Here is a 13,446-nt window from a genome sequence, read left to right as displayed (position 1 = left end):
AAGGCAAATGAAGCTATTAAGAATAGCATTTATGGATTTAGTTCTGGTGCGGAAAGACGATTCAACGAACAATACAGAAACTATCAAATTTCGGCTTCTTTAACGCTTTTGACTTTTTCATATTCGGCAGTTTTTGCTTATTTAAGATTTGGACGAGATTCAAAATTCAATAATCTTGAAATTCAAAATAGACAACATATCGAAATTGAAGATTTTTCTAAAAATGAAAATGAAAGAAAACTAAATGCAAACCATCAACAAAACTATTTTGAATTCGCAATGTCGAAAACCATCTGAAGGATAAAAAATGCACATATTAAAATTAACATATTTGGTACTATTTATAACCTTTCACTTTTTTTCTTGTATAAACAAAAACAAATCTCCTATAATTCCATTTCTTCCTGCAAGTGCGTCAGCCTATTCTTATGAAGACATTGGTCTTCCTTCACAACCAGAAGAGTATAAACAAGTAACGCTACCATTGATTTCGAACGCTGAATCAGAAGCTATTGAGAACCTGATGAAGAATATGGATGATTTAGGATTAATGACCGATGTTTCTCTAAAACAGCAGTCCGTTGAAGCATGGAAGAATATTCAGTATTCACCAATGAGCAATGACGAAATTAATAATAAAATAAACAAAGAATCTATCGGATTGCAAGTTAATCCAAAAGTTGCAGGGACCAATGCAGAACTTTTGGAACGAGAATCACTTCAAGCAACTAATTTTTTTAATAAAGTCGAGGCGGATTTTCCAAATTTTTCTAATGAAGAATTGATTTCAATTCGCAAAAAGCTTACTACATCGCTTATAATGATTCGCCTACAAATGGATTTCGGTGACAAAACTGACGGAGTACCAATGGAATTTTTAAAAATGATACAAGTTAAAACCGTAGCACATAGAAAGAAAGTCACAGAAGAAATTATAAACCGAGGTGTAAAGTCATTATGATAAAACTTCGATTTATTTTTTTAATCATCGCAGTGAATATTTCCTGTAATGGATTATACAAAATTTTAAATAAAGATGATAAAGATAACAAAAAATATTTGGGCTTTGTTCTTGCAGAATTTTTACCAATAACTGCTGGTTGTCCGCCAGTTAATTTTACTATAGAGAAGGATACGAATTATCCAATAACTCTATCTACAGAGAGTCCAGTTATCTTTAACATTTCATCAACTAACAATTTACCCCCTCCAAATCAATATAAGGAGTACGTATTAATTGTATCAAAAGATTCAACTACAAATTTGGATTTTTTTACAAACGGACTCTGTTACAATAGAAATTCGGAAATAGTTAAAGAATCGCCAATTACTTCTACCCCGACCGAATTACAATTTCGACTTTCAATGAATGATGTAAGAACACTTCAAAACGCATTTTACCTAAAATTAGTTTCAGGTAAAGCTACAGTAACAATTAGGCAGGAATAACTATGAAAAAAAATATAATTCGCAGATTTACTATTATTACATTATTTTTAATAATCTTGATTCCTTGATCTATTAATTCCCAGGCTTCTGAATGTATAACAAATTCATTCAATAAAGACAAAACCTTTCTAACATTCTATGGTGATTCATTGGGTGATTTTGTAGACTTACCATTATATGGCTATTTTGGTTGGAATTTCTATCTAACCAGCCAATATCCAAATGTAGATTGGCAAACTCAGAATTTTGCAGTTGGTGGTTTTACAACAGCCGAAGTATACAATCACATAATACTGTGTACGAATCCGACAAATCGAAGCCATTACAGAACAGCAGATAACGTGGCAATTGAAATTGGCGGGAATGATTATATCAAGAACGTAGCAATGCTAGTATATATGACTTGGAAATATGGAGATGTAGATCGAAGGGTTACGGAGAATACTCGTATTCTAATAAGAGTATTAAGAAATCCATCTAGAAATAAAAAAGTACTACTAATGGGAAATTTCCCAACTTTAGCAAAAAGTCCAACTCTCGGAGATTATCCTAATTATTTTGCCCCCTTTAAATATTTTCCAAATGGAAATATGTTTGATAAAGCGTTGGAATTTGAAGAAGCAAAGCAAAGACAGGAAAATGAAGAAGTTGCAGCGTCTGTTTTTCAATCGATAATAACGTATGTAGCTGGCGAATTTAGTCTTTTGTTAGGATATGCTTTATCCCTAGCAAGTTCTATTGATTTTTATTTAGATCAAACGTCGATCAACTATTCTAATCTTACAGGTCAAGATGACTGGTATTGGAGGTGGCACGGTGAAAATGTAAAAAATCCAATAACGCACGCAGTTAGTTTGGGGTTAATGTCCCATCAACATTCATTAGAAGTTATGGCAGCAGAAGAAAATAATTACGCAGGTACCTCTGTTTATAACGGCGTTGCTATTCAATTTCAGCCTGGTGGGGTTTCATTTTTGCCACTTTACTATTATTTCATAAGGCATATTGACGCAGGTTTAGGTCACCCATATGTCGCAAATAAAGATTTATACTCTGACCCAATCCACGTAAATCATATCGGCTATTACTTATGGTCTACGATTTTGGCAAGAAGGATAGTTGAAAATGGATGGCATAATTTACCTCCTCAATCTGACTATGACGGAGAAATGTGTAGGGTTTGGAATTGCGGTAAAGCAAAAAAACCTGCTTACGGTGACACCATAGCTGATCCTCCGCCTCCAGTTGTAATTGTTGAACCAGACCCTATAGATTGGATTATTTTACTATGTTTATTCACAGGGAAATGCTGGTAAAAATAATCGAACCCAGACTTATCTTCTATTGGCTTTGTAATTCTTTAATAATTATAAGCTTATTTAGTTGTATAAAGAGCAATACTCCTAACTTAAAAAGCTTACTTTTACCTCAAGTAACATCGCCTATTGAAGCTTATCCAGCAATAGGATTCAAATTAGAAGGTTGCATCCTTTCGTTCGACAAAGGAAATGAAAAAATATCGACATGTTTTAATTTAGATAGAAAAGACTGCAATATAGACTTTTTTTTGAATATTTCCAGCGAACAGATACTTACCAAAAGAAAGAATGATCTCTCATTCCTAAACATTAATTTCTCAAATTGTTCAAATTCAGGATTAGCCTTAGTATCCAAATACAATAGTTTGAGTATCCCTAGTTCAACTATGCTAAAAGATATACTTAACATAAACAATTTATCAGAATTAACTAATTTAAGATTTTCAAACACATACTCATGCGAAATTTCAAATTTTACACAACCACCATTAATTGGTAATACATATGTTAGGCTACTAAGTAAAGAGGAACTTCTGTCGCTTAATTCCTTAGAAATGGAGCTTTCACTATTTTCCAATACAACGGTATCCTGTATGCAGGATTTGAATATTTCAAATGAAATAATGAATTTTTTATCACAGATTAAAGACAAAAAGTACTTAACTGGTATTCCATGCTCAGACTCATCCACTTCTACTTTCGAAAAATGTTTAAAATAATATTTGGATTCATTGTAATATGTAATCTATCATGTAGTAATGGTGAAAAAAATAACTCTAAAAACATACTTTATTCGTATCTTTTGAATGCATACCAAAACACTGCTTACTTTGAATGTAACAAAAACCTTGTCAAAGAATTCGCAAAATTTGAAGACCAAAGGGGTGACGTTAAAACAGGGGCTTTCAAAACTCCTTCAAACAATATGACTTTTCAAGATATACTTGGGGGAGAAATGAAAATTACCGAGAACCTGTTAACATTAAGTATTGAAGTAGTTTCAATACCAAATCAAATTAATTTAAATATTCCTCCAGCTAATAACGTATATCCTGAAATATTTTATAGATTTAATTTCAAAACTAACGAACATAAAATTTATGTTGGAATAGAAAATTTTTCGAATGGAACTATTTCCCAATCAAGTTTAAATAATCTTACAGTATATGTTAATTCAAACGGTACAGTGGAATCTGGCTGTGGTTTCGCTAATACCGAAGGTAATAAAATTACTTTCAAATGTGACAAAACTTTTAGCAAAACTCTTGTTAATATAAATGAAAATTCGTATTTTAACGTAGAAAGTTCGCACAGAATTAACAATGATTATTATCAGGATTGCTTTTAGAAGGAGATTTGTGATTTAAAGCTAAATTTTTTCCGTTATCGAAATTTTTCATACGCTCTAATTACAATTTTTGACCACATGTTAGAAAAAATTTCCATATAAAATCTTATTCTTACGTTTTATGAATAATTATATTGGTTTTTCTATTCCAATTCAATCTTCAATAATTGAAAGGTGCTTGGTTTTCTTTTAAGAGGAACTCGCAGGGCTAGGTCACTGACCGCATGACTAAAGGTCAGGTGAGGGACGGAAGCGAATAGCGAGCCCCGCAGGACTCCGACCCCGAAATAAAATGGAGGGGACTCGCCCAAACTCCTAAACACAATTGTATTCACCTACAATATCTTGACAAAAACCCACAGATGTTATAATGAGACACCTCAATGATCCAAAACCAAACAGAAAGAAAGAAGGAAAAAAAACAGAGTTTAAGTGAATCACACAGCAAAGGGTACTTTTACTCTCAAAATAACAAGGAACCTATTACCAAACCTCACAAATCCCCTAAATCCAACCCTTCTGAATACCTTTGCTCACCCTTTCTCCCTAAGTTCTCTAAAAGCACTTATACTAGACCCAATAAGAACCTCACACCCCTAGTAAATGAACAAATTAGGAAAGAATACACCCTTAGAACCCTTACTATACTAAAATCCTTGTATCCCAAAGGATGTAACTGTCCAAAATCCCAGAAAGAGCCTAAGCTTAATTACCTCAGAGTAAAAGGTAGAGAATCTATTGCAAGGTGTGGACTTTGCCATAAACAGATAAGCCTGACAGCCAATACACCCTTCCAAAACATTAAGTTACCTCTCGCCTATATCTCCTACATCATACAGGATCAAATCCTCCAATACCCCAAGGTTATGACCTCTAGAGAAATATCTAGAAAGCTAAGTATTCCCTACAAGACAGCCTTCTACCTTAAGAAAAGAATCCAAGTTATCTTCACTCATCTCAATGATTCGCTTAGAGAGAAATTATTCAAAGAACTTGAGAATCCAGACTATGCAAAAGATAAGATTGCAGTAGCTGACTCAGTCGTGCTTTACTCCAGCTCACTTCGAGCCAATAAATTCAGGTCTAGAAGATACAAGGGTGGATCAGCGTCGATTTATCTCTCTAACTCAATCGGAGGAGAACAGAAAGGAACACTCGTCCATACAGTTGGCATCAATGGAGGTATGACCTTCTACAAATCCATACCTCTGAGTAATCAATATTATCTAGAAAAAGACTTAGAAGAAAAAATTCCTAAGAATGTTACCCTATGGACTGACCAAGGTTATGAATTTATCTGGGATCGACCTAATCACAAATCTGTTAACCATTCACGCAAGAGTAATGATCCAAGATACAATATGTCCAGGGAACGTTGGGTAACTAAGGAAGGTGTTAGCTCTAATGGAGCTGAAGCTCGAAATAATATATTGAAGCAGTCTTTCCGAAGTTATGGGTATATTTCTCCAAAGTGGTCGCAATTATACCTAACAGAAATTAGCTTATTAGGTAACATAAGATTTGTTCCTGAATTGAGAAATTTTCTGGGTTTTAGGGAAAGTCGATTTGTGGGGTTACGGGATTTCTACTGCTCGAAGGGGGACTCGAACCCCCACACCTTGCGGCACTACCACCTCAAAGTAGCGTGTCTACCAATTCCACCATCCGAGCGGGTGTGTATGTATGGACAGGATAGGAAAACGGGTTCTTTCGTCAAGGAGATGAATTTTCTCTTGTCACTTCTACTCACCATTCGGTAGGTTGTAGGGGTCACAAGTATGCAAGTATCTGATCTCACCTTTCGCCTAAAACTCCTCTTCATTGGTTTCCTTTCACCACTACTTGTTTTGCTAGGTCTTATTTTGTCATCTCCCTACTGGCTAAAATCCTCAGAAACCTACCAAAAATCAGATCTTGCCGTATTGGAAGTTACTAGTCCATTACCATCTAAAAAAATGCTAAAAGCAGTGGTAACTTTGGCAACGCGTTCAGACTTCAAAAAGCTAATTCTTGTTATACGAGAAGATAAAAACCAAAATCTTCTTTTTAGTCCTGGAGAAAAATTACAAAAAATCAAAGAACATCTACAATCACTGGGAATGAGTCCAACTCTGTTGACTTCACTCATAATCCCAGTTTCCAAAATGGGTGACACGGACGAGGCATCCAAAAACCTATTAAAAATCGCTGTTTCCGACAACATAGGAGCCATTTTACTCCTTTCTCGGGAGTATGAAACCAAACGAGTTTTAGGTATCTATCGAAAAACCTTAGCAAGTTTGCCCATCAAGGTGACAGCCTATGGATTCCCATCTGATTTCTCTAGCTCCAACTGGTTTTTATCAGAAGATGGGGTCAAAGAAATCTCCGGTGAATTTGTACGTTATCTATATTCTTATATTAGAGGTATCCTGTAAATGGATGAAATTAAAGATTCCAACGAACTGATAGAACAACGCATTCAAAAAATTAACGATTTAAAAACTAAAGGAATCAATCCTTATCCACTTCGTTTTTTTCCCAATTCCAATTCCAAATCGCTTATCGCCGGTTTTGATCCGAACCAAATGGAAAAAAAATCATTTAAACTAGGTGGGAGGTTACACGCTAAACGTGTGATGGGAAAAGCTAGTTTTGCGCACTTAAAAGATGCAGAAGGTCTTATCCAATTGTATGCTACTCGTGATGATTTGGGGGAAGAAAACTACTCTCTTTTTAAATCGCTCGATTTAGGCGATTGGATTGGAATTGAAGGATGGCTTTTCCAAACACAAAAAGGAGAAACCACTCTTCACCTTACAAGCGTTCAACTACTTGCAAAATGTATCCGCCCTCTTCCTGTTGTCAAAGAAAAAGACGGAGTTATTTATGACGCTTTCTCAGACGTAGAACAAAGATATCGTATGCGTTATGTGGATTTGGTCGTGAACGAAAATGTAAGAGAAACATTTAAAATGCGTTCTCGTATAATTTCTGAAATTCGAAAGTTTTTAACGAATGAAGGGTTTTTAGAAGTAGAAACTCCCATGATGCAACCCATTGCCGGTGGTGCTGCCGCTCGCCCATTTGTTACACACCATAATACTCTTGATATGGAACTTTTTTTAAGAATAGCTCCAGAACTATATCTTAAACGACTGATTGTTGGTGGAATGGACCGAGTCTTTGAACTCAATCGGAACTTTCGTAATGAAGGAATTTCTACAAAACACAATCCTGAATTTACTATGATGGAAGCCTATATGGCTTTTGGTGATATGGAAACTATGTTATCCCTTACAGAACGTATGATTGTTTCGGTAGCAGAGTCCATAGGCAAAGGTTTAAAATTTGCTTACGGAAAAGACCAAATCGATTTATCACCTCCTTGGAAACGAGTCAAATACATCGATATCATTAAAGATTATTCAGGAATCGATTTTAGTAAAATCACAGACTTACAAGATGCAATTTCACAAGCGAAATCCAAAGGTGTGGATTCTTCAGATTCTGTTTCCATTTGGAAGGTTTGTGATGATGTGTTTAGTTCCCTTGTGGAACCGCATCTCATCCAACCTATCTTTATTACAGACTTCCCGAAAGAACTCTCCCCACTTGCCAAATCAAGAGAAGATGATCCCAAATATGTGGAACGTTTTGAACCTTACGTGGCAGGTCGAGAAATCGGAAACGCCTTTACTGAGTTAAACGATCCTTTTGACCAAAGAGAACGGTTTGAAGAACAAGTAAAACAAAGAGAAGCTGGAGACGATGAGGCATTTATGATGGATGATGACTATATTCGCGCATTAGAATATGGCCTCCCGCCAACAGGTGGACTTGGAATTGGAATTGACAGGCTTGTTATGTTACTCACTGACTCACACTCCATTCGCGATACCATCCTGTTCCCACTGATGAGACCAGAATAAAACCTATCTCGCAAAAAAAGATATCTCTGCACTTTTTTGAAAAGCTGTATAGCCGGTAAAAAAAGTCTTAGGGCATAAAAAAAGCCTTCCGGGATTTATCTGGGAAGGCTTTTTTTTAGAAAAGGTAACTAATTACTTTTTGTTAATATTCAATTTCGGTTCCGACTCCATAGTGCGAATCAGTTTGGACAAATTTGTTTGGAAACTGGCAGTTTGGCCTGAATTTAAAGTATAGTTTGTGGTTTCTTTTCTGTTTGTATAACTGATCCCAATATTTTGGCTTTCCGCAATTTTCGGAATTAAATCAGAAGCAATCGCCGATGTAATAACAATCGTATCAGAATAATCCGTATTGGTGCGTTTTAGATTGTACCATGTTTCCCCTAACTTTAAGGAAACACCAATGGGAAGATCCACATCAAAAGTTCCAATTTCATATAACAAAAAGTATTGAACCATACCTGAATTGTTGTCCCGTTCCGCTTTAAAATAAACACAAGGACGTTTCGCAAAAACCAAAAGGAATTTGTTTAAACAAACCTTTTTGGAAATGGCTGATTGTTGCTCTAAGGTTGGTTCCGGTGTGACCACGTAGGCTTTGGTTCCTCCGCAGGAAACAATTGCCATAAAAACGAGGAAAATGGAGGAAATTCGGGTGAAGGAGAAGATTCTTTCCATGATAAGCTCAACCTTTTTCGAGGTGCAAGGTTTAGCAAAGGAAAAAATCCTGTTCCTATGGTATCTTATCCCAAAGGTAAAATAAAAGTCCTACTTCTGGAAAACATCCACAAGGATGCTTACGAACTTTTCCACCGTGATGGTTTTGACGTCACCCTCGTCAAAGATGCAATGGAAGAGGCGGAACTCATTGAGAGAATTTCAGATGTACATGTTTTGGGCATACGTAGCAAAACAAATGTTACAATGAAAGCCCTAGCGAATGCTAAAAAATTAATGACTATTGGATGTTTCTGTATTGGAACTAACCAAGTTGAATTGGAAGAAGCCGAAAAACGTGCAGTTCCAGTTTTCAACGCTCCTTATAGTAATACCAGGTCTGTAGCAGAACTTGTCATCGCTGAGATCATCATGCTTGCGAGAAAGGCAACTGATCAGTCGCGCGATGTACACCTTGGCAAATGGAATAAAATTGCGAAAGGCTGTTTTGAAGTTCGTGGAAAAACGTTAGGCATCATAGGTTACGGACATATTGGATCACAAGTTTCTGTTCTTGCAGAGTCTATGGGAATGAAGGTAGTTTTTTATGATATCATTTCCAAACTACCATTAGGAAATGCTTCTTCTGTCCATAGTTATGAAGAATTACTCAAACAATCTGATTTTATTACTTTCCATGTCCCTGAAACAGAAGATACAAAAAACCTATTCCGCAAAGAACATTTAAATCTTCTAAAACCTGGATCTTATCTTTTAAATCTTTCTCGCGGTAAAGTATTAGAGATCGATGCCCTTGTGGAAGGTTTAAAGTCAGGAAAACTTGCCGGAGCTGGCGTGGATGTATTTCCAGAAGAACCAAAATCGAATGATGATCCTTTTGTGAGTCCATTACAAGGCCTTTCCAATGTGATTCTTACGCCCCATGTTGGTGGTTCTACGGAAGAAGCTCAAAAAAATATTGGAACCGAAGTGGCAGAAAAACTACTGAAGTATGTGAATAATGGATCTACTACTTTTTCTGTAAACTTTCCTAATATTGAATTAGGTAGTTTGAAATCAGGTTACCATAGAATTCTCAATATCCATCAAAACCAACCAGGTTTTTTAAGAGATATCAACTCCATCATATCTGATTTAGGTGGGAATATTTTGACACAAAACCTTAGCACCTCAGCAAACATTGGTTATTTGAGTATGGAAATTGATAAAAACTTAGGTGATGAACTCAAAGACAAAATCAAAGCCCATAAACATTCGATACGAACACGAATTTTGTATTAAAACTTCGGGAAGGATAGTTATTTATGATAGAAATCCTTCCCATCTTTACAAACTCCCCACTCAGAAATTATAGTTACCTAGTTTATTCCAATAGAACAGGCGAAGCATATTGTATAGATCCTTTTGATGCAAAAGAAATCCTAAACCTTTCACAAAAATTAGGAGTGAAAATCAAAGGAATCCTCAATACCCACGAACATGGAGATCATACCCAAGGCAATTTAGAACTAAAAGAAGAAACAAAAGCAATAGTTTACGGTCATAAAGATGCGAAACACAAAATCCCTGGGATGGACCAAATATTAAATGAGGGTGATATTGTTTTTACTTCGGAAGAAGAATCTCTAACAGTATGGGATACACCAGGTCATACATTTTCTCACCTAAGTTTTGTTCGAAAAAATCCCAAAAGCATTCTTGGAATTTTTTCGGGTGATACATTGTTTAATGTAGGTGTTGGAAATTGTTTTCGAGGAGGTGATCCCAATGTTTTGTATGAAACCATCACTTCTCGTTTTGAATCCCTACCCGATTCTTGTTTACTCTATCCCGGACATGATTATTGGGATAACAATCTAAAGTTTGCAGAACATATTGATCCAGAAAATTCATATAGGAAAGAATACAAATCCACCCTAAAACCCTTTCAAATTTCTAAAATGGAAGATGAAAAAAAACTAAATCCCTTTTTTAGAAGAAACACAACCTCAGTCAAAGATTCACTGATTAAATTAAATGAAAAATTTCTTGATGATCGGTCTGTTTTTTTAACACTACGAAAACTTAGAGACAAATGGTAAATTTGTATCATATTAACCAATAAAAATGAAGAATCTTCGTTATGTGTATCTCCCCCTTTTTCTAATTTGTTTGGTTAGTTTTTTACTCTATTCCCAATCGGAAGAAAAAGACGAAACCAATGAGTCTACTCACAAAGTTACAGATTTTCAAAAAGCAAAGCGGATCCTAAAACGTTTTTATAAAAAAGTTGGTACGGATTTTTACTGTGGATGTAAATTTTCCGAAGATAAGGAAGTTTTAGGAAGGCTTAAACTTGATTTTGAATCTTGTGGACTCGCAAGCAGAAAAGACAACCTCCGCCAAACATGGATTGAATGGGAACACATAGTCCCTGCACATAGTTTTGGAAATACACTTGAATGTTGGACAAAAAAAGATTGTGAGGCCAATGGAAAACTTTTACGCGGACGAAAATGTTGCAGGGCCACAGATCCAAAGTTTAATTTGATGGAAGCCGATTTACACAATATAGTTCCAGTTCCAGGTGAGATTAACGCTGACCGTGGAATTTTTCCATACGGGGAAATTGAAGGAGAAGAAAGAAATTACGGATTATGCGATTTCGAAATTAACTTTAAAGATCAAACGGCAGAACCCAAACCAACCATTCGCGGAGACATCGCACGTACCTACTTTTATATGGAGTGGAAGTATGGAATTCCAATTCCAGAAAATAGACGAAACCTCTACGAATCTTGGGATAAACTCGATCCTCCCGATACCTTTGAAATTAGAAAAAATGAAATCATCGAAAGAATCCAGAAAGTAAAAAACCCATTCATAAATTGAATCGCAAACTACATTCGGATTCTAAAAAATCACGAAACACCATCATCCTTCTGGATGGAGTTCTGCTACTTGGATGGATTACCCAAACACTTCCAAAATTTTCTAATGCTAAGCAGTCGGAATGGATGGGAACCAGCTTCCCTTTTTTAATATGTTCTTCAATGTCCCAAAAAGACCGAATTAACACTCCTTTTCCTTTTAGTCCCATTGCTACAAGACTAGCTGCATCATTTGACAAAAAATTTCTTTCCTTAGTCACATCACTCAAACATAAATTGGTTCCAGAAAAACGTACCGACTTATGAAAATCCAAATACAATAAATTATGTTTTTCTAAATCTTTTGGGGAAATTATTTTTTCCTTCGATTTTAAATACAAAGGACTTGCGACAATGGAGATTCTATTTTTAAATAACTCCGATCCAACTAGTCCCGATGGAACTTCCGTTCCAACTCGTATTCCAACATCAATCGATTCTTCCATAAGATCGAGCAAACTATCAGTAACGATGAGTTGAATTATAATTTTTGGATTTAGCTCTTGGAACTTTTCAATGATATCAGATACAAAATTCCTAGACATGGAACTCACACAAGTGACCCGAAGGATTCCCTCTAACTCATCTTTGTTGGTAATTGAATTTTCTAGTTCTTTAACAGACTCAAGCACTGTGATTACTTTTTGAAAAATTAGGTCAGCCTCTCTGGTAGGGATCACCTTTCTTGTGTTTCGATAAAACAAATGTGTGTTCCAAAGTTTTTCTAACCCTTGGATCCGTTTGGCCACAGCAGCCTTTGTCACCCCCATACGGAAGGCAACTTGGGTAAAACTGCGCTCCTGGACTACCAAAACAAAGGTTTTTAGGTCATCGAGGTCTCGAATGGAAGGACTCATAAGGCTATTGTATACTAAATATATACAATAAGTCAATCAACTTGAATATTGAATATTTTATATTTACAAAATTGCCATCCCAGAAAGACCGGGTGCTATGAATGCAATAGAAACCAAAGGGATTACATTAGCTAGTCTTATGAATCAACTGAATCGAATGTTAATCGGAGGAAATACAAAATGAATACAGGTTTAAACAATAAAAAAGTATTAGTGACTGGTTCTACAAAAGGAATCGGATTTCAAACTGCTCTAAGTTTTGCAAAAGAAGGGGCTGAAGTTTTCATTCATGGTCGGTCGGACAAAGCGGTAGACGCTGCCATTAGCGAAATCAAATCCATTTTACCCAATGCAAAGTTAGGTGGTGTATCAGCAGATTTAGCAATTGAAGAAGGAATTCAAAAACTAACCAAACAAATTCCAGAGCTTGATGTATTAGTCAATAACGCTGGTTATTTTGAACCCAAACCTTTTTTTGAAATTAAGAGAGAAGATTGGAAAAAAATGTATGAAACCAACGTTTTAAGTGGAGCTGAACTCACACAAAACTATCTGCAAGGAATGTTAAAAAGAAATTCAGGTCGGATTATCTTTGTTTCCAGTGAGTCCGCACTGAACATTCCAGTGGAGATGGTTCATTACGGGATGAGTAAAACGGCTCAACTTTCCATTGCACGCGGAAGTGCCGAAGTTTGTAAGGGAACGAAAGTCACAGTCAATTCGGTATTACCGGGACCTACGCTCTCCGAAGGAGTGGAAGAATTCATTGAAGCCCTTGCCAAAGAAAAAGGAAAATCAAAAGAAGAGATGGCAACCGATTTCATTCGGGAAAATAGACCCTCTTCCCTTGTGGGTAGATTTGCCAAACCGGAAGAAATCGCCAATGTCATTGTTTTTTTGGCAAGTGACTTATCCTCCATGATCAACGGTTCCTCTGTGAGAGCGGACGGTGGAGTTTATAAATCAATTTGAAAA

13 protein-coding genes and 1 tRNA gene are annotated in these 13,446 nt (G+C 36.0%); 10 read left to right on the top strand and 4 right to left on the bottom strand.

Annotation, left to right across the window (positions count from 1 at the left end):
• Window positions 1-307: 307 nt before the first annotated feature.
• From EHQ31_RS02345 to EHQ31_RS02335, 3 genes are all read left to right on the top strand, one after another.
• A complete protein-coding gene (locus EHQ31_RS02345) occupies window positions 308-961 on the top strand; it encodes a hypothetical protein (RefSeq protein ID WP_135569211.1) in 654 nt (217 codons plus the stop codon).
• Entirely contained in the window at window positions 958-1,449 is a 492-nt protein-coding gene (locus tag EHQ31_RS02340) for a hypothetical protein (protein WP_135569210.1), read from the top strand. Before EHQ31_RS02345 ends, EHQ31_RS02340 begins: the two co-directional genes overlap by 4 nt.
• 71 nt (window positions 1,450-1,520) lie before the next feature.
• Window positions 1,521-2,765, top strand: a complete 1,245-nt coding sequence (locus EHQ31_RS02335) for an LIC10707 family hydrolase (protein ID WP_420844104.1) — start codon at window positions 1,521-1,523, stop codon at window positions 2,763-2,765.
• Between the two features lie 136 nt (window positions 2,766-2,901).
• Here the strand turns inward: EHQ31_RS02335 and EHQ31_RS02330 are convergent, their stop codons facing one another.
• A complete protein-coding gene (locus EHQ31_RS02330; RefSeq protein WP_135569206.1) occupies window positions 2,902-3,459 on the bottom strand; it encodes a hypothetical protein in 558 nt (185 codons plus the stop codon).
• A 15-nt stretch (window positions 3,460-3,474) separates the two neighbouring features.
• Between EHQ31_RS02330 and EHQ31_RS02325 the strand changes: the two genes are divergently transcribed.
• Window positions 3,475-4,116 (top strand): hypothetical protein, encoded by a 642-nt coding sequence (locus EHQ31_RS02325; RefSeq protein ID WP_135569204.1) that lies wholly within the window; start codon window positions 3,475-3,477, stop codon window positions 4,114-4,116.
• Between the two features lie 1,589 nt (window positions 4,117-5,705).
• Here the strand turns inward: EHQ31_RS02325 and EHQ31_RS02315 are convergent.
• A tRNA-Leu gene (locus EHQ31_RS02315) sits at window positions 5,706-5,787 on the bottom strand.
• 107 nt (window positions 5,788-5,894) lie between these two features.
• On the opposite strand from EHQ31_RS02315, the gene EHQ31_RS02310 reads away from it, so the two are divergent.
• Window positions 5,895-6,533 carry a hypothetical protein gene (locus EHQ31_RS02310; protein ID WP_135569202.1) on the top strand — a complete coding sequence of 213 codons (639 nt, stop codon included), beginning with the start codon at window positions 5,895-5,897 and terminating at the stop codon, window positions 6,531-6,533.
• Between the two features lie 9 nt (window positions 6,534-6,542).
• A complete protein-coding gene (gene lysS / locus EHQ31_RS02305; RefSeq protein WP_208652727.1) occupies window positions 6,543-8,027 on the top strand; it encodes a lysine--tRNA ligase in 1,485 nt (494 codons plus the stop codon).
• 132 nt (window positions 8,028-8,159) lie between these two features.
• Here lysS and EHQ31_RS02300 read toward each other — a convergent pair whose 3' ends face one another.
• On the bottom strand, window positions 8,160-8,705 hold the full coding sequence (locus EHQ31_RS02300) for a hypothetical protein (protein ID WP_135569198.1): 546 nt from the start codon (window positions 8,703-8,705) through the stop codon (window positions 8,160-8,162).
• A gap of 57 nt (window positions 8,706-8,762) precedes the next feature.
• On the opposite strand from EHQ31_RS02300, the gene serA reads away from it, so the two are divergent.
• The 3 genes from serA to EHQ31_RS02285 are packed head-to-tail and all read left to right on the top strand — an operon-like array spanning window position 8,763 to window position 11,576.
• Complete coding sequence (gene serA, locus EHQ31_RS02295) at window positions 8,763-9,986, top strand: phosphoglycerate dehydrogenase (RefSeq protein ID WP_135569196.1); 1,224 nt, start codon at window positions 8,763-8,765, stop codon at window positions 9,984-9,986.
• Between the two features lie 23 nt (window positions 9,987-10,009).
• Window positions 10,010-10,786 (top strand): hydroxyacylglutathione hydrolase, encoded by a 777-nt coding sequence (locus EHQ31_RS02290; protein ID WP_135569195.1) that lies wholly within the window; start codon window positions 10,010-10,012, stop codon window positions 10,784-10,786.
• Window positions 10,787-10,811: 25 nt separating this feature from the next.
• Window positions 10,812-11,576: an endonuclease gene (locus EHQ31_RS02285; RefSeq protein ID WP_135569193.1), complete on the top strand. Its 765-nt coding sequence runs from the start codon at window positions 10,812-10,814 to the stop codon at window positions 11,574-11,576.
• Here EHQ31_RS02285 and EHQ31_RS02280 read toward each other — a convergent pair.
• Complete coding sequence (locus EHQ31_RS02280) at window positions 11,566-12,471, bottom strand: LysR family transcriptional regulator (protein WP_135569191.1); 906 nt, start codon at window positions 12,469-12,471, stop codon at window positions 11,566-11,568. The genes EHQ31_RS02285 and EHQ31_RS02280 overlap by 11 nt on opposite strands.
• Window positions 12,472-12,651: 180 nt before the next feature.
• On the opposite strand from EHQ31_RS02280, the gene EHQ31_RS02275 reads away from it, so the two are divergent.
• Window positions 12,652-13,443 (top strand): SDR family NAD(P)-dependent oxidoreductase, encoded by a 792-nt coding sequence (locus tag EHQ31_RS02275; protein WP_135569189.1) that lies wholly within the window; start codon window positions 12,652-12,654, stop codon window positions 13,441-13,443.
• Window positions 13,444-13,446 lie beyond the last annotated feature (3 nt).

The sequence above is a fragment of the Leptospira montravelensis genome (genome assembly GCF_004770045.1).
In the GTDB taxonomy this organism is placed as follows: domain Bacteria; phylum Spirochaetota; class Leptospiria; order Leptospirales; family Leptospiraceae; genus Leptospira_A; species Leptospira_A montravelensis.
This window is presented reverse-complemented; position numbering and strand designations above follow the sequence as displayed.

Bases quoted from the DNA above. Each gene is read 5' to 3' on its own strand.
- EHQ31_RS02345 (WP_135569211.1), top strand. From the start codon at position 308: ATGCACATATTAAAATTAACATATTTGGTACTATTTATAACCTTTCAC.
- EHQ31_RS02275 (WP_135569189.1), top strand. From the start codon at position 12,652: ATGAATACAGGTTTAAACAATAAAAAAGTATTAGTGACTGGTTCTACA.
- EHQ31_RS02325 (WP_135569204.1), top strand. From the start codon at position 3,475: ATGTTTAAAATAATATTTGGATTCATTGTAATATGTAATCTATCATGT.
- serA (WP_135569196.1), top strand. From the start codon at position 8,763: ATGGTATCTTATCCCAAAGGTAAAATAAAAGTCCTACTTCTGGAAAAC.
- EHQ31_RS02290 (WP_135569195.1), top strand. From the start codon at position 10,010: ATGATAGAAATCCTTCCCATCTTTACAAACTCCCCACTCAGAAATTAT.
- EHQ31_RS02340 (WP_135569210.1), top strand. From the start codon at position 958: ATGATAAAACTTCGATTTATTTTTTTAATCATCGCAGTGAATATTTCC.
- EHQ31_RS02285 (WP_135569193.1), top strand. From the start codon at position 10,812: ATGAAGAATCTTCGTTATGTGTATCTCCCCCTTTTTCTAATTTGTTTG.
- EHQ31_RS02310 (WP_135569202.1), top strand. From the start codon at position 5,895: ATGCAAGTATCTGATCTCACCTTTCGCCTAAAACTCCTCTTCATTGGT.
- EHQ31_RS02300 (WP_135569198.1), bottom strand. From the start codon at position 8,705: ATGGAAAGAATCTTCTCCTTCACCCGAATTTCCTCCATTTTCCTCGTT.
- EHQ31_RS02280 (WP_135569191.1), bottom strand. From the start codon at position 12,471: ATGAGTCCTTCCATTCGAGACCTCGATGACCTAAAAACCTTTGTTTTG.